Origin of the sequence: Tardiphaga sp. (assembly GCF_025356345.1) — a bacterium.
In the GTDB taxonomy this organism is placed as follows: domain Bacteria; phylum Pseudomonadota; class Alphaproteobacteria; order Rhizobiales; family Xanthobacteraceae; genus Tardiphaga.
Window position 1 is genome coordinate 20,597 of the sequence record NZ_JANXTC010000099.1, and the last position, 17,715, is coordinate 38,311.

The following is a 17,715-nucleotide window of genomic DNA, read 5'->3' on the forward strand; positions in this document are numbered from 1 at the left end:
ATTTGAAGCGAGCAGCGCCCACTCACGAATTGCGGTTGCGCTTGTCGAGCCGGCGCGAGAGGCGGTCGCCGATGGTCTGTACGCCCTGTACCAGCACGATCAGCACGATGACAACGGTGGCCATCACCTCCGGCATGAAGCGCTGGTAGCCATAGCGGATGCCGAGATCGCCGAGCCCGCCGCCGCCGACCGCGCCGACCATGGCCGAATAGCCGATCAGGCTGACAATGGCGAGAGTCAGCGCCAGCGTCACCGCCGGCAGCGCTTCCGGCAGCAGTACTTTTTGCACGATCTGCAACGGGCTGGCGCCAAAGGCGCGCGCGGCCTCGACCAGCCCCTGGTCGACTTCGCGGATCGCGCCTTCAATGACGCGGGCGATGAACGGAATCGCGGCGATGGTCAGCGGCACCACCGCGGCGCGGGTGCCGATCGAAGTGCCGGCGATCAGCCGCGTCAGCGGCACGATGGCCACCACGAGGATGATGAACGGCGTCGAACGCGTAGCGTTGACGACGAGGCCAACGATGCGATTCACATTGGGCGCCGGAAACAATTCATTGGCGCGGCTGGTGGCGAGAAACACGCCGAGCGGCAGGCCGATCAGCGTGCCGAAGCTGCCGGCCAGTGCCACCATGGTGAGGGTATCCAGCGTCGACCAGGCGATCAGCTGCAACAGTTCAGGCGACATAGCCAAGATGCTCCACTTTGTTGCGGCTGGCGGTGATTTCGCTGACCAACGTCGCCAGCAATTCCGGCGACGCCGGCACCGAGGCGATCAGCGTGCCGAACGGCTGTCCGGCGACGGTCTCGACCTGGCCGTGCAGGATGTTGAAATCGACGTCATAGGCACGGGTCAGGCGCGACAGCACCGGCTGGTCGGCATCGGCGCCGGTGAAGACGATGCGGATCACGGCGCCGCGGCCGGGCTGGAAGTCGGGCCGCAGTTTCTCGCGCAGCCAGTCCGGCAAATTGCCGCCGGTGACGGAGCCGACGAAGCGCTTCGTCGTCTCGTGATGCGGATTGGAAAAGATCTCGTAGGTCGAGCCCTGCTCGACGATGCGGCCGCCCTCCATCACGGCGACATGATCGGCCAGTTTCTTCACCACCGACATTTCGTGGGTGATGAACAGGATGGTGAGGTTGAGCTCGGCGTTGATCTGCTTCAGCAGCGTCAGGATCTGGCTGGTGGTCTCCGGATCGAGCGCCGAGGTGGCTTCATCCGACAACAGCACTTTGGGCTTGGTTGCGAGGGCGCGGGCAATGCCGACGCGCTGCTTCTGGCCACCGGACAGTTCGGCCGGATACCGGTCACGCTTGTCGGCGAGGCCGACCATGTCGAGCAGCGGACCGACGATGCCGGGAATATCGCGGCGCGGCGTGCCGGCGATCTCCAGCGGCAACGCGATGTTGTCGAACGCGGTACGCGACGACAGAAGATTGAAATGCTGGAAGATCATGCCGATCGAACGCCGCGCCTGGCGCAGGCCGCGCTCGTCGAGGGCGCCGATGTCGAGGCCGTCGACATGGACATGGCCTTCGCTCGGCAGTTCGAGGCCGTTGATCAGCCGGATCAGCGTCGACTTGCCGGCGCCGCTCTTGCCGATCACGCCGACGATGGCGCCTTCGGGCACCTTGAGGTCAATGGCATCGACCGCTCTCACCTCGGCGGAATCGTTGCGCGCCGGAAAGATCTTGCTGACGGCATCGAAGGAAATGATGGCACGCCCCTGCGGATCAATCGATGGCACGGGCGCTCCGGTCGGTTGCGGGATAAGAGCATTCATAGAAGGACATTTCTGCTTCGATGGAAATGGGCGGCTTGCCAATCATGGCCGGCCGCGACCGGCAACCTACTGATTTTGCCGCCCATTTCAACCGCACCGCACAAAAGAGCAGATTTCTGCCACCGGTTCGCCATCAGCGGCACAAAGACGCCGCAAGACTTGGTTTTTGCAGCGGGAATCGGCTTTTGTATCGTCAGGACCCGGGTGTCCATTTCCAGACGATTTCCTTCACCTCGACCGCCTTGGGGATCAGGCCGAGCTTGAAGAAGCGGTCTGCGGTCTCCTGCTGGGTGGCAATGATCCTGTCGGTGACCGGTGTCACGGCATATTGCGACCGGTTCACGGCGCGGATGGTCGCTTCCTTGTCGACCCCGGTGGCCTCGCGCAGGCTTGTTGCGACTTCTGCGCGGTGATCGACCGCCCACTTCCCCTCTTCCGCGAAAGTCTGGTTCAGCAGAGCCACGATGTCGGCATGTTTGGTGGTGAAATCCTTGTTGGCGAGGAAGAAGGAATTCGACTCCTGCACGTCCTTGGAGAACGCGATGACGCGCACCTGGCCGTTCTCGGCCAGCGCGAGATAGGGATCCCAGATCGCCCAGGCATCGATATTGCCACCGGCGAACGCCGCCACCGCATCGGCCGGCCCCAACGTCACCGGGATGATGTCTGTATAGGCCAGCCCGGCCTTCTCCAGCGCGGCGACGGTGGTGTTGTGCGCGCTCGAGCCCTTGGCGAAACCGACCTTCTTGCCCTTGAGATCGGCGAGCGTTCTGATCGGTGAATTGTCGGCAACGACGATGCCCTGATTGTAGCCGGCGGACGGCACGGCGGCGACATAGAGCAGGTTGGCACGCGCCGCCTGCGCGAAGATCGGCGGCGCGTCGCCGGCATAGCCGAAATCGACATTGCCGGTGTTGATGGCTTCCAGGATCGGCGGCCCGAACTGGAATTCGACCCACTTGACCTGGATGCCGCGCGACTTCAGCGCCTTCTCCAGCGTGCCGCGCTGCTTCACCGCGGGAAAGATACCGGCCTTCTGGAAGCCGATGCGGACTTCCTTCAATTCTTGCGCCTGGACCGGCGAGGCGACGATGCCGGCCGACAGCAGCAGGGCTGCCGATAGGCCTGCGACAATGGCGCGTCGGGATTGAGACATGGGTTCTGCTCCGAAAAAAGGGCCAGCGCGGCGCGATGGCTGCGACCGCGAACGCTACGCTGAAGCACCGAGATTGTGCTTTCAAAGGTAGCGGCTGCCCCGCAACGTTTCTGAACCGCGGACGCCTGGCGCGAGCAACTTCATCTCTTTGGATCGGATGACTCACGGCCTGTCATTCCGGGCAGGAAATGTGCCGGAGAATTTTTCATCTGCAAAACAGCGCTCGCACAGCAGGCTCGTATCGCCATCACCACAACAACGAATAGCCGTTCCATTGACTGCGAGACCCCGGCGGATAGCTTGCAGCCTGGCTGGGACATGCGTTGTCCGCCCGCCATCGATCGGCGCCACGCTATCTTTCCCCTGACGGAAGTGCCCCATGTTCAAGCGCCTCGCCGCCCTTCAAGTCGCCGCCATGGCCTCGATCCTGTCGGTGTCTTTCGCCTGCGCGCAGACGCCGGCGGCGAGCAGCCTTGTCCGGATCGGTTACCAGAAATCCTCGACCCTCACCGCCATCCTGAAGACCAATGGCGAGTTGGAGAGGGCGCTGACGCCGCTCGGCGTCAAGATCAGCTGGCATGAATTCGCCAGCGGCCTGCCGCTGCTCGAAGCCATCAACACCGGCAATGTCGATTTCGGCGCGGATGTCGCGGACACCGTGCCGCTGTTCGCGCAGGCCGCCGGCGCCAGGCTGGCCTATATCGCCGAAGAAGCGCCCTCGCCGTCGGCGCAGGCGATTCTGGTCGCGGCGGAATCGCCGATCAGGACGCTGGCCGATCTCAAGGGCAAGAAGATCGCGGTGACCAAGGGCGCCGGCAGTCACTTTCTGCTGCTCGCGGCGCTCGGCAAGGCCGGCCTCAGCTTCAAGGATATCTCGCCGGCCTATCTGCCGCCCGCCGATGGTCGCATCGCCTTTGTCGGCGGCAATGTCGACGCCTGGGTGGCGTGGGATCCGTTCCTGACCAGCGCGCAGAAGCAGTCCAATGCGCGGGTGTTGACCGACGGCAGCAACGGGCTGGCCAGCTACAAGCGCTATTATCTGTCCTCCGCGGCCTTCGCCGACAAGCGCGGCGACGTCCTGAACGTGATCTACGGCAAGCTCGACGAGACCGGCAAATGGGTCAAGGCGCATCCGAAGGATGCCGCCGCGCTGCTGGCCGGTCTGTGGGGCATCGATGCCGCCACCGTCGAGGAGGCCAACAGCCATCGCACCTATCAAGTCGGCGCCGTCACGACCGCCGGCCTGTCCGAGCAGCAGCGCATCGCCGACGCGTTCTTCGCCGAAGGCCTGATCCCGGTGAAGGTCGATGCCGCCGCCGCCAAAATCTGGGCGCCGAAATAATTCCACTATCCACGCCACTCCCGATCTGAAAGACAGACCGATGAAGACCCCCCTCCTTGTCGTCGCCGCGGCCGTGCTGGCCCTGTTCAGCTCCGGCGATGCGCCGGCTCGCGCGCAGGACGCCGCCAAGTCCGAGATCAAGATCGGCTTCGTGCCGGGGCCTTATATCGACGGCTTCAAGGCCGGCGTGGAGCCGGAGCTGAAAAAGAAGGGCTATACGGTCAAGTACTTCGAATTCAGCACCGGGCTGGAAGCCAATACCGCCGTGTTCCGCAACGATATCGACGCCAATGTGATGCAGCACACGGTGTTTCTGGACGCCTACAATCAGCGCCAGAAGACCGACCTCGCCGGCATCATCGCGGTGCCGACGCCGCCGATGGGGCTGTATTCGAAGAAACACACCAGGGCCGAGGCGGTGAAGGCCGGCATGACCGTCGTGGTGCCGAACGACCCGGTGAATTTGCAGCGCGCGCTGAAAATCCTGCGCGACCTCGGCTGGATCGACATCAAGGACAGCAATCCGGTCGATGTCACCGAACTCGACGTGGTGAAGAATCCGAGCGGCATCAAGATCGTGCCATTGGAAAACGCGCAGGCGCCGCGCGCGCTCGACGATGTCGACTTCGCCGCCGTGCAGGGCAATTTCGCGATCTACAGCGGGCTCAAGCTGACCGAAGCCTTCGCGCTGGAGAAGATGACGACGCCGTACAGCAATGTCGTCGCGGTGAAGCGCGGCAATGTCGACGCGCCATGGGCCAGGGACATCGTCAGCGCCTACAAGTCGGACAGCTTCAAGAACGCGATCCGCAACGACAGGTTCTACGCCGGCTTCGTGCTGCCGGATTATTTCAACTGACGCGGCGACCGCGCACCGCTTCCGACCGAAATCTGTCACACTATACATCCGAAGCCTGATCCAGCGCGCTTGAACATTGCAAGTCCCGTCCCGGCTTGTCGTGCGGCTGAGCGCTGCTGCATGGCCGATGGAGACGCTACCACCCTGTTTTCCGGAGATCATTGATGAAGCCTTACGTCGTCTGCCACATGGTGACCTCGCTCGACGGGAGCCTCGCGCCCGGCCAATGGACGAATAGTCCGGACGGAACCCGCGGCGACTGGTCCGCGACTTATGCGGCGCTGCATGAAAACCAGAAGGGCGAAGCCTGGATCGTCGGCCGGGTCACCATGGCCGAGATGACGAAGGCGCTGCCGCATCCTGTGCCCGACCGCCGCGCCGACCGGCCGCATCATTTCGCCGCCAAGGCCGCGGCGCCGTTCGCGATCGCACTCGATGTTTCGGGGAAACTGCATTTCGACCAGCCCGATATCGACGGCGATCATATCGTCGTGCTGCTGGGGCCGGATGTTGCCGACAGCCACCTCGCCGAACTGGCCCGGGACGGCATTTCCTACATCGTGTCGGACACGGCGCCGATCGATCTCGCGGCGACGCTCGATGTCCTTGGCCGCGAACTCGGAATCCGGCGGCTGTTGCTCGAGGGCGGCGGCGGCATCAACGGCGCCTTCTTCGCGGCCGGCCTGGTCGACGAGTTCAGCGTGCTGCTGGCCCCCGCGCTCGACGGCCGCGGCGGCCACCGTTCGATCGTCGAGGCGGGCAGCGCGGGCCTCGCGGGCTTGGTGCAACTGTCATTGATTGCCTGCGAGCCGGCAGCGCATGGCGCGATTCACCTGCGCTACGCGGTCAAGCCGGACGCGTGATCCAGCGAGCGGTGACCTGCTCTGGAGCGTGACGGGTGACCGTTGAATCATGTCCCGGACGCGATGCATCGCGCCCATTTGGGCGTGGTGCTTCGCAGAGCCGGGACCATACCAAGCATTGGCGTTCGCTACGGTCCCGGCTCAGCGAAGCAGCACTTCGTGCTGCATCGCGTCCGGGACAAGTGCGACCCTGTTCAGTCCGTTACGATCAACCTGACGCGGGATGACTTTTTGTTAGTTCGAATCGCTAGAGCATGATGACTCTATGTTAGTTCAAATCACTCACCCCGTCATTGCGAGGAGCCCTTGCGACGAAGCAATCCAGTTCTTGCGGAGCTCGTGGCTCTGGATTGCCGCGTCGCTTCGCTCCTCGCAATGACGGGGGGATGGGACACCGATTCATCTTTAGGTCATCATGCTCTAGTCCCCGTCATTGCGAGGTCATCCCGCCCTGGCGGCTGGTGGACGCCATCATTGGCGGCGGATAGCGCTCGCCTCGACCGTGATCGCGGCGGGTCGGCGACGCCACCGCGCGCTACAGATCGATGACGTCGATCGATGGCCCGTCGACCGAACGCGCGAGGTCGACGACATGGCGGTGATGGGTGAACAGGATGATCTGGCGCTGCTGTCCCGCCGCCGCCAGCAGCCGCAGCATCGCCAGCGTGCGATCCTCGTCGAAACTGGACAGCAGGTCGTCGCCGATGAAGGGCAGCGGTTCCGAGGTGCGGCGCTCCAGCAGCGCGAGGCGCAGCGCCAGGAATAGCTGGTCGCGGGTGCCTTCGCTGAGCCCGCCGACCTTCACCTGCTCGCCATCATGTCGCCTGGCTTCCAGCCCCGGCTGGTCGTCATCGCCATAGGCGATCACCAGCCCGGAAAAAGCCTCGTTGGTGGCCATCGCGAACAGGGTGCTGGCGCGGGCGATCAGCGGATCCTGCACCAGAGCGCGGTGCCGCTCGATGGTGCGCGACGCCAGCCTCGCGGCCGCGGCACGCAACAGCCAGCGCCCGGCGACGGACAGCAATTCGGCGCCCGCCTCCGCGCGTTCGGTGGCATGGGCCGGCGCATTGCGGCCCTTCAGCAGCGCATCGCGCGCGTTGTTGCGATCGTGATGCAGCGCGAAGGCCTCGCCAATATCCTTCAGCAACTGCTGCTGGCGAATTTCCTCACGCGCGATATCGCCGGGCAGCAAATCGGGATCGAGCCCCTCGCGCTGCTGGCGCAGATCGTCCTCGTCATGGCCTTCGCTCTCCCGCAGATCGCGCCGCAGGCTGGCGCGCTCGCTCTCCAGCGCATGCCGCGTGGCCATCCGCGCGATGACCGCGGGCAGATCAGCGACGTCGGTGCCGAAGATCCGACACACCTCTTCGAGCGACGCGCTGGCGGCGTGCCGCCGCAGCAATAGCGCCTGCCGCATGGCCGCGCGCTGTGTCGCGCCGTGGCGCAGCCGCTTGCTGGATTCGCTGTTGGTGCGCGCTTCTGCCAGGGCTACCGACAACCGCGCCAGTGACTCCTGCGCGGTGCCGCCTTTGAGCCGCGGCGCGACGCGGTCGATGATGTCGAACACGTCCCGATCAAAGGCGCGCAGATCCGCCTCGATGGTCTCGACGCGGTGGCTCTCGCTGTCGCGGCTGGCCTTGGGCAGCGCCACCGACTGCCACACGGCCAGCGCCGCCTCGGCTTCCGCGGCGCCGGCCGACTCGTCCAATCCGATGCTGTGCATCGCCGCCGGCCAGCTCTGCCGCAGCGCGGCCAGCGCCGTCTGCGCCGCGGTCACCGCCACCGCCGCCTCGGACAGGTCGCGCTCGACGCGCTTCCTCGCCACCGCCCGCTCCCTTGCATCGGCCCACGCCGCGCGCAATTCATCGACGCGGGCTTTCGCCTCGCGAAACAGCATGTCGGGCGACGCCGCCACATCCGCCGCCCGACCGACGCTGCCGAGGAACGCGATCAAGGCGGACTTGCCGGACTCCAGCGTCGCGGTCAGCGCCTCGAGATTGACCTTGTGCGCGTCGAGCTGACCGAGCCGGGAGACGATGTCCTCAACCCTGGTTCGCCACGGCAGCATCTCCGCCGGGTTGCGCGGCACCACGCCGGCGGCCGCCCAGCTATGCCGCCAGGCGGTGACGACCTCGGCCAGGCCGGCGCGCAGGCTGGTCAGTTTGGCGAGGTCGCGTTCCCGGGTCGCCCGCAGCGTCGCCAGCCGCTGCATGGCATCTTCATGACGGGTGGCGCGTTCAGTATCGCTCAGCAGCAGATCGGTGATGCCGTCGATCGCCTGCGAGGATTGCGCGACTTCCGCGAAATGGCTTTGCCGCGCGACGGCATCGCCGTCGAGCACGGCACCTAGCGCGTCGAGCTGATCGTCGCGTTGTCGCCGCGCGCCAAGCAGATCGGCGCGACCCGGCACCGCCCCGCCGCTGCTCAGCCGCGCCAGTTCGGCCTCGGTGGCGGCGATCGCGTCATCGGTGGCTGCCAGCGCCTCGCCGAGACGCCGGATCTCGCTGTCGCTGATTTCGGTCGTATGGGCAAAGCGGGCGATGGTGGCGGGATCGGGCAGCGGCAGCGCCCGCAGCCGCTCCAGCGCGCCGGGCGCGGGATCGATGGCCGCCAGCGCGGCGCGCAGCGCTTCGATCTCATGGCCCAGCGCCGCCTTGTCGCGGCGCTGCCGATCGGCCTGCGCGGCAATGTCGCCAAGCGCGTCAAAGCGCTGCCGGATGTGCTCGACATCGAGCACGGCGTGGTGCTGGCCGTCCTCGGCGGCAAAGGCGTCGTGCTCGCTCCGCGCCCGCGCCTGCCGCGTCCCGGCTTCCGCCAGCGCCTGGGCGGCGCGGATCAGCTGCGCGATGGCCTCGCGGGCGCGCGCCAGCGCCGCGTCGGTGGGAAGAAGCCGCGGCAGGGTGTCATGCGAAGCGAGGCCAAGCCGCCGCGCCAGTTCGTCGAGCTGGCGTTCGGCCTCGTCGCGCGCCTGGCGCCGCTTCGGCAGATCCTCGATGGCCTTGCGTACCGCGCCGAGCCGCTCGCGCAGCGCGTCGATCGCGGTGGCTTGCGCCAGCACGCCTTCGTCCACGGCCAGCGCGGCGATCTCGGCGGCTTCGATGGCGTCGGTGCTGTCGAGCGCGGTGATGTCGCGCAACAGCGCCGCATCGCTCTCCTGCGCCTCGCGCCAGGCGGCCAGCGCTGTCGGCGACACCTCCGGCAGGTCGGCCAGACCAGCCAATTCATTGGCGATGTTGTCGAGCTTCGCCAGCCGCGTCCGCACGCGCAGCGTCCGCTGCCAGATCGCTAGCGTGCCGCCGCCGCGGCCGTGCTCGGCGTTCAGCGCGTCGAGATTATCGCGCGCCTGCTGCACGGCGGCTTCGAGATCGCGCACCGCGTCGCGGGTGACGATGGCATCGCGCAGCGCCTTGTCGGCCTGGTCGCGGCGGTCCGCCGCGACATAGAACGGCTTGCCGGCGGATTTTCGCGGCGTGAACAGTTCATCGGCCTCGCCTTGCAACGTCTCGCGCAGCCGCGACAGCGCCGTCATGCCCGCCGAACTTGCCGCCAGGGTTTCGGCGAGGCGACCGCCGGCATGCAGAAGCTCTTCGCCACCATCGCGCAGCGCCTGCGCGGTGAGGCCGAATTCGCGGTTGAAATTTTCACGCGACAGCCCGCCAAGCAGCGGCGCCAGCGTGTCGTCGGGCAGCGCCAGATCGTCAGTGCCGATCAGCGTGTTCTTGTTGCCCTTGCGGCGGCGGGCTTCGATCAGCCGTCCGTCGGAATGGCGGAACGCGCCGCCGATCCGCAGGTTCTTGCCGTCATGGCGGAAACCATAATCGGTGCGGCCGCCAAAGCCGAACAGCAGGTCGCCGATCGCCGACAGCGCCGAGGTCTTGCCGCCTTCATTGGCGCCGTGCACGACATGCAGCGCGGCATCGGGGCGAAAGCTCAGGCTGCGGTCGGTGAAGATGCCGTAGCGTTCGAGATCGAGGCGTTCTATTTTCACGACAGCGCTCCGGCGAGCAGCGCGCGCGCTTCGTCGGCGAGTGTCTGCTGCGGATTGTCCGCGACAAGATCGTCCTGCAGATCCTTCGGCAGCTTGGCGCGTACCGTCTCGATCAGGTCGGCGAGCGTCGCTGCGAACTCCGCGTCGGCCAGCGTCGCATCCAGCAACTGGTCGAGGTCGAGGCTGTCCTCGGACGATAGCTGCGCCAGCGGACGCGGCGGCGATGTGGTCCGGACCTTGAGCTGCTCGATCCAGCAATCATCACCGAACCGCAGGGCGCGGGCGCGGAGGTCTTCCTCCAGCCATTCGCGCCGCGCCACCAGATGATTGTGCAGCGCTGTCGCGCCCGTCAGCGTCACCCGGATCGCCAGCGGGCGGCCTTCGGCCCCGGCATGGGCGTCGGCGATCGCGGCGGTGATGCGCGCCACGACCTCGTCCTCGGCGTCGGCACGGGCAATATCGAGGGTGAGATGCGCCCAGCGCGCGCCGTCGAGCACGATTGGCGCGACCTCGACGATGCGACCATCCTCGACGGTGACGCGCACGGCGCCCTTGGCGCCGGTCTCGCGGATGCCGCGGCCCTGCAGATTGCCGGGAAACACGATCCACGGATCGCGATCGACAATCTCGTGGGCGTGAATGTGGCCGAGCGCCCAGTAGTCATAGCCGAAGCGCTTGAGGTCATCGACGCTGCACGGCGCGTAGCCGGCATGGCCGGGGCGGCCGTCGAGCGAGGTGTGCAGCACGCCGATATTGAGCCAGCCGTCATGGCGCGCCGGATAGGTGGCGACGAATTCGTCGATATGGCGGTTCGGGAAACTGCGGCCATGCAGCACGACGCGGCAGGATTCGAGCGCGATGCTGCTGGCCTGGCTGGCGGAAAACACCCGCACCGAATCGGGATAGGGCAGATCGCGCGCGACCACGCTTTCGGCGTCGTGATTGCCCTTGACGATGAAGGTCGGAATGCCCTCGCGGTGCAGCCGGCCGATCGCGCCGACGAAGAACAGCCCGGTGGTGACATCCTTCCAGCTGCCGTCGAACACATCGCCGGCGATGATCAGGAAGCTGGCCTTGCTGGCGATGGTCTCGGCGACCAGCGCCTCGACCGCGCGCCGCCCTGCCTCGGCAAAGCGCGCCGCCACCGCCGCATCCTTCAGCCGCAGCCCGGCGAGCGGGCTGTCGATATGCAGATCGGCGGCATGGATGAAACTGAAGCGCATGAGGCAAAAATGACTCGGGAATGCAATTAACAGCCGCGCGAAACGAGTTGGAACCGGTGCGATCCGGCCGCCGGCTACCTTTAGAGTAGAGTCGGCGCCTGCGGGCAAGCCCGTAATCCTGAATCAACCGATCCCGCGGCGATCATCGCGCGGGGCTCGGCCATTGATCGCCCACGCGGTGCTGCCGAGGCCCGAGCGGGAAGCAACGCTGCCGCTCCACCGTACCACTATTGATTTCTCTACTCTTTTCAACGCTGTTCGGAGCCATCCAACACGGTCCGTTCACGGTCATACGGTGGTTATCTGGTGGTTGGGATCTGCAGGCGCGGTGACTGGAAACGACGTGGCGCCCCTGCATCGCCTGTCCAGCGAACTCGGAAGCACGATCGTAATGGGCGCATGGTCGGCGCTTCCGAGCTTCCGCTGGACCAGCGGCGATCAACCACTCAACCAACGATCGAATTATTATCGTGAAAATGTTATTTCACGATGTATTGACGTTTGCCTCCATCTGCAAAGTGCCCTAAGTCTGTTTTACGTTGTGACGATGTGATCAAACATATGAACGGATTTTACCTCAAATGGATAAACTCTCCCCAAAGACTGAAATCAACACAGCCGAGCGCGCCCAGATCTTCTTCGAGCAGTACGGCAATGACTTTGACGGCGCCGCAGCGCTGCCTGATTTTATCATCGCTGCCGGCGACTACATCAGCCGGATTGTTGGCCAGGAGACCACTGACGCTGGAATGGCGCTGATCGTGCAGGGCGTGGTCAATACAAGCGGCCACATCATGCACTCGCCCGGCGACTGGCGGGAGGCGCTCAAGGACAGCAGCTCCAGTTGCTATTCCGAGTGGCCCATCGGTGAGCAGCTTTTCGAACTCGCTGCCTACGCTGAATACGGGATCGTGCTGGACGGCGACGGCGCCATGCAGACCAGCGACGCCCCCAAAGTGCTCGCCGGCAAGATCAAGACTCTGTTGGATCACGCCCAGGAGCTGGAAGCCTCGACGCCGATCGCCCAGTGGCAGATCAGCGCCTCCAATGAGCTTTCACGCCTTGTCATGGTGGCCCGCAATCGCTGGGCGCTCGACAACAACCAGCCGGTCGAACCCGCCGCCCTCGCGCATTTTGGTGGCATCTCGGAAGGCCGTATCCGCAACATGATGTCCGGGGCTGAACGCGCCTTTACACCGGCTGACGGCCGTATCCCGGTCGCCGAGGCCCAGAAATGGTTGCAGGGTCGTCCCGAATTCTGGAACTCGATCTGGAAAGAGCAGAGCCTGGTTCAATACGACGACACCAGGACAAGCCCCCTGCAGCAGCCTGTTTTCGTCCCCGTCGCGCGGGACGGCACGCTTTTTAATCCGGGACTTCAGCGGGCGGGCTCTTACACCATCGGCAAACGCGGCGAGGAAGAACGGGTCGCCGACTTTAACGCTGCGCTCGACAAGCTTCATCGCATGCCCGTCGCTTACTGGCGCCGGCCCAACGACAAGGGCAACTGGGGCATTGTCGTCGCCGACCATTGGGAACGGGTCGATGCCACGGACTTCAAGATCGCCAACTAGCGCGACGCCAACGCCGGACGCCACAGCCCATCCCCTTGCCTATTTTTCACTTGGACGGAGGACCATCATGCGCTCGCCCTATAAATACACCCGCCACGCCAATGAGAGGTCAAGCGCGCGGGTTATCCCGCCGATGATTGCGGAAATCATTATCGAGTACGGCGAACCGCGAGATGCCGGCGACGGAGCCCTGAAGTACGCACTCACCAAACAGAGCATGCGACAGCTGCGGCAGGTGGCAGGCCGACAGCTCGCCAAGGCGATCGAACCGTACCGGAACCGGAACGCCTACGTGGTCGCCGCTGGCGGCCGCATCATCACCGTCGCCTACGCCTCCTATCCCCTTTTTCATTGAGAGATCCCATGGCCAACAATCTTTTCTCGACCTACGCACCCAAGGTTCTCGCCAACGAGCGACGCGGGATGACCTGCGTTCCAGGAAACCGCTTTAGCCGAACGACTCCGCTCATTAAGCTCCATTGATACGCGTCGCGAGCGCCACGGCGGTGGCTTTCGTTCCCAGGCGCCCGCCGACATCCCTCGTCGCATCGCCGCTTGCGATCACCGTTTCGACGGCGGCTTCGATTGCTGCGCCCGCAGCGACGAAGCTTTGCGCGCCAGACCGGCGTCCGTGCCAGCCAAGCAGCATCGCAGCGGACAGAATCAGAGAGAATGGGTTGGCGACGTCCTGGCCGGCAATATCAGGCGCCGAGCCGTGCGCAGCCTGCGCCATCGCGTGGCTGGTGCCTGCATTCAGCGAACCGCCGAGCCCAAGGCTTCCGGACAGTTCGGCCGTGAGGTCGGACAGGATATCGCCGAACATGTTGGTGGTGACAATGACATCGAAGCGGCGGGGATCGCGCACCACGTAGGCCATCATCGCGTCAACGATTGCGGTGTCCAGCGTGATCTCGGGATACTCCGCCGCCACTTCGCGGCAGGCGTCAAGAAACATGCCATCGCCGATTTTCAGCACATTCGCCTTGTGCACGGCAGTGACGCGCCGGTCGCGCTGCATCGCGAGGTCACAAGCCGCGCGGGCAATCCGCAGACAGCAGGACCGCGTGATGCGACGAAGCGAGATCGCCACATCCGGCGTGACCAGAATCTCGCCGTTACCCATCTCCATGTTGCGATCGGCGTAGAAGCCTTCGGTGTTTTCGCGGACCACCACCAGATCGAACTTACCGACCTTGCCGGGCAGCCCGTCATAGGTGCGCGACGGCCGGATGTTGGCGAACAGGTCGAGACCCTTGCGAAAGAATTTCGACGGATTGATCTCACCCTTGCCCTCATCATGGAAGTCCATGCTGGCGGTGGGACCAAGGATCAGTCCGTCGGCTTGCCTTGCCGTTTCCAGCAGCTCAGGCCGCACGGTTGTCCCGTGCAGGCTGTAGCTGGCGTGGCCGACGACGTCGTGGACGAAGTCAAGCTTGACCTTGAAGCGTTCGCCTGCGGCCTGCAGGGCGATGACGGTGGCGTCGGTGATTTCGGGGCCAATGCCATCTCCCGGCAGGACAAGGAGTTTCACTTCGGAACGTCTCCGGCGATGGTCACGCGATGCATGATGCGGCGATGACCGTGATAGTCGTTGATCGGGTTGTGCAGGGCACAGCGATTGTCCCACAGCGCGATCGAGCCGGGCTTCCAGGAGAAGCGGCAGGTGAATTCCGGCTTCGACTGGTGCTCGAACAGATAGGCCAGCAGGCCGGCGCTTTCCTCTTCCGTCATGTCGGCAAAGCGCAGGGTGTGACCGATATTGAGGTAGAGCGCCTTGCGGCCGGTCTCGGGATGGGTGCGCACCACCGGATGTTCGGCTTCCAGCACCTGGCGTTCCTGGCCGGGCTTGCGGTCTTCACGGGTGCGGGTCTTTTCCGCCTTGGTGGAGCTGTTGAGGGCGCGCAGCGGGTCCAGCATGCGCTTCATGCCATCCGACAGCGCCTCATAGGCGGCATAGCCGCTGGCGAACAAGGTATCGCCGCCATAGGGCGGCACTTCACGCGCGACGAGCATGGTCGCCATCGGCGGCTTGTCGAGATAGGCGGTGTCGGTGTGCCAGAGGCCGCCGAAATTGACGCGCTCGTTCTCGAGCTTGGCGACGGTGATCACTTCCGGCGCTTCGTCGAGGCCCTTGAGGAAGGGGTAGTGCACGACGTCGCCGAAACGGCGGGCGAATGCGGCGAATTCCTTTGGCGGCAGCGGCTGGTCGCGGAAGAAGATGACCGAATACTGCAGCCAGATCTTACGGATTTCAGCGACTTCCGCATCGGAGACTCCGCCCACCAGATCCACGCCATGGATCTCGGCACCGATCGCGCCGGCAATGGGATGGACCGTCAAATGGTTGGCGGAGTGGCTCGCCGGCCGTGCGGCCTGGGACGCTGTTGAAGTCATCGGAATTTCCTCCTTGGTCTCTTCGATAATGCACAATGCACAATCTTGTTTGAGGCGTCAATGCCGTAGTGTGGTGTGCTTGTCGTTTAATGCGCTGCGCCGAGATAGCTCTCGATGGCCTGCTCGCGTGCTGCCGGCCCCTGCAGCTCAGCCGCACCGCGGTGTCCGACAATGCCGCCGCTGCGCACGAAGTAGACGTCGTCGGCGAGTTGCATAGTCATGCGAAAGTTCTGCTCGACCAGCACCACCGACAGCGCACTCATCTGCCTGATGGTGTTGAGTCGCTCGAACACGCGCTTGACCAGCAGCGGCGCCAGGCCGAGCGAAGGTTCGTCGAGCAGCAGGAGGCGCGGACCGGACATCAGCGCGCGACCGATGGCCAGCATCTGCTGTTCGCCGCCGCTCAGCATCCACGCGGGCGAATGCACGCAGTTGGCAATCTCGGGAAACAGGCCGAGCACCATCTCCGAGCGCTGCCGCAGCGTCGGGCGATCGAGATGATAACCACCGAGCGTGAGGTTCTCGCCAACCGACAAGGTCGCGACGATCTGACGGCCCTCCGGGACGTAGACGATGCCGCGGCGGACGCGCTGCCGGGTGGAGAGCGTCCCCAAGGTTTCGCCATCGAAGATGATCTCGCCCTGAGTCGGCACCAGGCCTGCAATCGCCTTGAGGATCGTGGACTTTCCCGCACCATTGGCGCCGAGCAAGGCGACCACTGCGCCGGGGCCAACGTCGATGGCCACATCGCGCACGGCAGGCAGAATGCCATAGCTCACCGAAAGCCCCTGGGCCTGTAAAAGCTTACTCATCGTCAGTGCCCAGATAAATCCGCACGACCTCGGGATCGGCACGCACCACGTCCGGCGGGCCATGCGCCACCAACCGGCCGAAATTCAGCACGTAGATGCGATCGCAGATCTGCATGATCAGATCCATGTCATGTTCGACGATGATCATCACCAGGTCGGGCGTGATCAGCCGTCGCAGCGCTGTGGTCAGCTCACGGGTTTCCGCGGCGTTCAAACCGGCGGCAGGTTCATCAAGCAACAGGATGCGCGGCGACGCGGCGATGGCGCGGGCGATCTCCACGAGGCGCAGCGTTCCCGGCGGCAAGGCGGCAGGAAGCACATCGGCGATGGCTTCGATGCCCAGGCGCGCGAGTGCTTCATTCGCCTTGGCGCGGGCTTGCTTCATTTCGGCGCGCGCCTTCGGGAGGCCAAGCAGTGCAGAAGCCCAGCCGGCGCGGCCCTGAATGGTCAAGCCGACCATGACATTTTCGATGACGCTGAGATCGGGGCACAGAGCGACATGCTGAAAGCTGCGCGCCAGACCCTGGCGGGCGCGCACCGACGCCGGCAGTTTGTCGAACGCCTTGTCGCCGAACACGATCGATCCGCTTTGCGGGCGGTACAGCCCGGTCAGGCAGTTGAACAGGCTGGTCTTCCCTGCCCCGTTCGGTCCGATCACGCCGGTGACTTCACCGGGGTGAAATGCCACGTCGAGATCGTGCAGTACGGTCAGACCGCCAAAGGCCAGTGACATGCCGCGGGCTTCGAGAACAGCGCCGCTCATGACCGTCGCCCCATCATGGCACGGAGGCGCGGCGCGTAGTGGCCGCCGAGAATGACGATGAGCAGCGCCGAGCCATACAGCACCGGAATCCAGTTGCCGGCGCCGGCGAGCAGCTGTGGTACCAAAGTCAGAAACATCCCGCCAATTAGTGCCCGCGCCAGCGACAGGCCGTAGAGACTGACCACCGACCCGACCAGCAGGAAGATCGAGGACCACAAGGTAAAACTGTTCGGCGAGACGGTGGAGCTGGTGAAGGCGAGAATGGCGCCCGAGCATGCAGCCAGACCGCCGCTGAGACCCATGACGCTGAGTCGCGCCCAGTCCCGCGTGATACCGAAAGATTCAGCGGCTGCCGGATGCGATCGTGTGGTCAGCAGAGCCAGGCCTTGCCGCGAATGGCGCAGCCGGTCGACCGCCAGCACCGAGCATACCAGAACGGCCAGCGCCACGTAATAATGCTGCATGGTCTTGCTGACCCATGGGACCAGCACGCCGGAGACGTACAGACCTTCGAAGCCCCCTGCGACCGGCCCGGCGTGTAGAATAATCTCCGGCAGAGCGAGCGCCATCGCCATGGTGGTGACGGCCAGATAGACACCGGACAGCCGGCGCGACGGATAGGCCAACGCCAGACCGAGCGCCGCGCCAAATGCCAGCGCCACGGGAAGACTCACCAGCAGCGACAGGCCAAACTGCTTTTCAAGAATGGCCACCGCATAGGCTCCGGCGGCCACGAACACGCTATGGCCGATGGACACTTCGCCGCCAAACCGAAGCAGCAACGTGACGGCGAGCACGCCAATGCTGTTGGCGAAGCACAGGCCCAGACTGTAGAGCCAGAAGCCGCCGACGGCGAAGGGCAGCAACGATAACAGCGCAAGCAGCGGCAGCATGCCGTCCTGGCCGAGCACAATGTTGAAGGCCGGTGCCGACCTGCGCGGAACCGTAGTGGTCATA

General features: G+C 64.9%; 16 protein-coding genes. 5 read left to right on the top strand and 11 right to left on the bottom strand.

What is annotated here, in order from left to right; genetic code table 11:
* Nucleotides 1–22 precede the first annotated feature (22 nt).
* Genes Q0S16_RS05485 through Q0S16_RS05500 form a run of 4 tightly spaced genes read right to left on the bottom strand, consistent with a single transcriptional unit; the run spans nucleotide 23 to nucleotide 2,940 of the window.
* Nucleotides 23–688, bottom strand: coding sequence for a methionine ABC transporter permease (locus Q0S16_RS05485; RefSeq protein ID WP_295845920.1), 666 nt, complete (start codon nucleotides 686–688; stop codon nucleotides 23–25).
* Nucleotides 678–1,748 (bottom strand): methionine ABC transporter ATP-binding protein, encoded by a 1,071-nt coding sequence (locus Q0S16_RS05490; RefSeq protein WP_295845921.1) that lies wholly within the window; start codon nucleotides 1,746–1,748, stop codon nucleotides 678–680. The genes Q0S16_RS05485 and Q0S16_RS05490 overlap by 11 nt, the downstream gene beginning before the upstream one ends.
* 32 nt (nucleotides 1,749–1,780) lie before the next feature.
* The gene (locus tag Q0S16_RS05495; RefSeq protein ID WP_295845922.1) at nucleotides 1,781–1,996 is read right to left on the bottom strand and encodes a hypothetical protein; all 216 of its coding nucleotides are present in this window, start codon (nucleotides 1,994–1,996) and stop codon (nucleotides 1,781–1,783) included.
* The gene (locus Q0S16_RS05500; RefSeq protein WP_295845923.1) at nucleotides 1,978–2,940 is read right to left on the bottom strand and encodes an aliphatic sulfonate ABC transporter substrate-binding protein; all 963 of its coding nucleotides are present in this window, start codon (nucleotides 2,938–2,940) and stop codon (nucleotides 1,978–1,980) included. The genes Q0S16_RS05495 and Q0S16_RS05500 overlap by 19 nt, the downstream gene beginning before the upstream one ends.
* Nucleotides 2,941–3,355: 415 nt before the next feature.
* Here Q0S16_RS05500 and Q0S16_RS05505 point away from each other — a divergent pair, with 415 nt between their 5' ends.
* The 3 genes from Q0S16_RS05505 to Q0S16_RS05515 all read left to right on the top strand — a co-directional run bounded on the left by Q0S16_RS05505 (nucleotide 3,356) and on the right by Q0S16_RS05515 (nucleotide 6,004).
* Complete coding sequence (locus tag Q0S16_RS05505) at nucleotides 3,356–4,282, top strand: aliphatic sulfonate ABC transporter substrate-binding protein (RefSeq protein ID WP_295845966.1); 927 nt, start codon at nucleotides 3,356–3,358, stop codon at nucleotides 4,280–4,282.
* 40 nt (nucleotides 4,283–4,322) lie between these two features.
* A complete protein-coding gene (locus Q0S16_RS05510) occupies nucleotides 4,323–5,141 on the top strand; it encodes a MetQ/NlpA family ABC transporter substrate-binding protein (protein WP_295845924.1) in 819 nt (272 codons plus the stop codon).
* Between the two features lie 164 nt (nucleotides 5,142–5,305).
* Complete coding sequence (locus tag Q0S16_RS05515; RefSeq protein WP_295845925.1) at nucleotides 5,306–6,004, top strand: dihydrofolate reductase family protein; 699 nt, start codon at nucleotides 5,306–5,308, stop codon at nucleotides 6,002–6,004.
* A gap of 535 nt (nucleotides 6,005–6,539) precedes the next feature.
* On the opposite strand, the gene Q0S16_RS05520 is transcribed toward Q0S16_RS05515, so the two are convergent.
* Both Q0S16_RS05520 and Q0S16_RS05525 read right to left on the bottom strand, forming a co-directional pair.
* Complete coding sequence (locus Q0S16_RS05520; RefSeq protein WP_295845927.1) at nucleotides 6,540–9,992, bottom strand: YhaN family protein; 3,453 nt, start codon at nucleotides 9,990–9,992, stop codon at nucleotides 6,540–6,542.
* Nucleotides 9,989–11,215, bottom strand: a complete 1,227-nt coding sequence (locus Q0S16_RS05525; protein ID WP_295845928.1) for a DNA repair exonuclease — start codon at nucleotides 11,213–11,215, stop codon at nucleotides 9,989–9,991. The genes Q0S16_RS05520 and Q0S16_RS05525 overlap by 4 nt, the downstream gene beginning before the upstream one ends.
* Before the next feature lie 581 nt (nucleotides 11,216–11,796).
* On the opposite strand from Q0S16_RS05525, the gene Q0S16_RS05530 reads away from it, so the two are divergent.
* Both Q0S16_RS05530 and Q0S16_RS05535 read left to right on the top strand, forming a co-directional pair.
* Nucleotides 11,797–12,789 carry a hypothetical protein gene (locus tag Q0S16_RS05530; RefSeq protein ID WP_295845929.1) on the top strand — a complete coding sequence of 331 codons (993 nt, stop codon included), beginning with the start codon at nucleotides 11,797–11,799 and terminating at the stop codon, nucleotides 12,787–12,789.
* A gap of 67 nt (nucleotides 12,790–12,856) precedes the next feature.
* Nucleotides 12,857–13,144 (top strand): hypothetical protein, encoded by a 288-nt coding sequence (locus tag Q0S16_RS05535; RefSeq protein WP_295845930.1) that lies wholly within the window; start codon nucleotides 12,857–12,859, stop codon nucleotides 13,142–13,144.
* A 114-nt stretch (nucleotides 13,145–13,258) separates the two neighbouring features.
* On the opposite strand, the gene Q0S16_RS05540 is transcribed toward Q0S16_RS05535, so the two are convergent.
* The 5 genes from Q0S16_RS05540 to Q0S16_RS05560 all read right to left on the bottom strand — a co-directional run bounded on the left by Q0S16_RS05540 (nucleotide 13,259) and on the right by Q0S16_RS05560 (nucleotide 17,714).
* On the bottom strand, nucleotides 13,259–14,320 hold the full coding sequence (locus Q0S16_RS05540) for an isocitrate/isopropylmalate family dehydrogenase (RefSeq protein WP_295845967.1): 1,062 nt from the start codon (nucleotides 14,318–14,320) through the stop codon (nucleotides 13,259–13,261).
* Nucleotides 14,317–15,183 carry a TauD/TfdA family dioxygenase gene (locus Q0S16_RS05545; protein WP_295845931.1) on the bottom strand — a complete coding sequence of 289 codons (867 nt, stop codon included), beginning with the start codon at nucleotides 15,181–15,183 and terminating at the stop codon, nucleotides 14,317–14,319. Before Q0S16_RS05545 ends, Q0S16_RS05540 begins: the two co-directional genes overlap by 4 nt.
* A gap of 86 nt (nucleotides 15,184–15,269) precedes the next feature.
* Nucleotides 15,270–15,995: an ABC transporter ATP-binding protein gene (locus Q0S16_RS05550; RefSeq protein ID WP_295845934.1), complete on the bottom strand. Its 726-nt coding sequence runs from the start codon at nucleotides 15,993–15,995 to the stop codon at nucleotides 15,270–15,272.
* A complete protein-coding gene (locus Q0S16_RS05555; protein ID WP_295845935.1) occupies nucleotides 15,988–16,758 on the bottom strand; it encodes an ABC transporter ATP-binding protein in 771 nt (256 codons plus the stop codon). Before Q0S16_RS05555 ends, Q0S16_RS05550 begins: the two co-directional genes overlap by 8 nt.
* Nucleotides 16,755–17,714 (bottom strand): branched-chain amino acid ABC transporter permease, encoded by a 960-nt coding sequence (locus Q0S16_RS05560; protein WP_295845936.1) that lies wholly within the window; start codon nucleotides 17,712–17,714, stop codon nucleotides 16,755–16,757. Before Q0S16_RS05560 ends, Q0S16_RS05555 begins: the two co-directional genes overlap by 4 nt.
* Nucleotide 17,715 lies beyond the last annotated feature (1 nt).

Bases quoted from the DNA above. Each gene is read 5' to 3' on its own strand.
- Q0S16_RS05485 (WP_295845920.1), bottom strand. From the start codon at position 688: ATGTCGCCTGAACTGTTGCAGCTGATCGCCTGGTCGACGCTGGATACC.
- Q0S16_RS05495 (WP_295845922.1), bottom strand. From the start codon at position 1,996: ATGGACACCCGGGTCCTGACGATACAAAAGCCGATTCCCGCTGCAAAA.
- Q0S16_RS05500 (WP_295845923.1), bottom strand. From the start codon at position 2,940: ATGTCTCAATCCCGACGCGCCATTGTCGCAGGCCTATCGGCAGCCCTG.
- Q0S16_RS05505 (WP_295845966.1), top strand. From the start codon at position 3,356: ATGGCCTCGATCCTGTCGGTGTCTTTCGCCTGCGCGCAGACGCCGGCG.
- Q0S16_RS05510 (WP_295845924.1), top strand. From the start codon at position 4,323: ATGAAGACCCCCCTCCTTGTCGTCGCCGCGGCCGTGCTGGCCCTGTTC.
- Q0S16_RS05515 (WP_295845925.1), top strand. From the start codon at position 5,306: ATGAAGCCTTACGTCGTCTGCCACATGGTGACCTCGCTCGACGGGAGC.
- Q0S16_RS05525 (WP_295845928.1), bottom strand. From the start codon at position 11,215: ATGCGCTTCAGTTTCATCCATGCCGCCGATCTGCATATCGACAGCCCG.
- Q0S16_RS05530 (WP_295845929.1), top strand. From the start codon at position 11,797: ATGGATAAACTCTCCCCAAAGACTGAAATCAACACAGCCGAGCGCGCC.
- Q0S16_RS05535 (WP_295845930.1), top strand. From the start codon at position 12,857: ATGCGCTCGCCCTATAAATACACCCGCCACGCCAATGAGAGGTCAAGC.
- Q0S16_RS05545 (WP_295845931.1), bottom strand. From the start codon at position 15,183: ATGACTTCAACAGCGTCCCAGGCCGCACGGCCGGCGAGCCACTCCGCC.
- Q0S16_RS05550 (WP_295845934.1), bottom strand. From the start codon at position 15,995: ATGAGTAAGCTTTTACAGGCCCAGGGGCTTTCGGTGAGCTATGGCATT.
- Q0S16_RS05555 (WP_295845935.1), bottom strand. From the start codon at position 16,758: ATGAGCGGCGCTGTTCTCGAAGCCCGCGGCATGTCACTGGCCTTTGGC.
- Q0S16_RS05560 (WP_295845936.1), bottom strand. From the start codon at position 17,714: ATGACCACTACGGTTCCGCGCAGGTCGGCACCGGCCTTCAACATTGTG.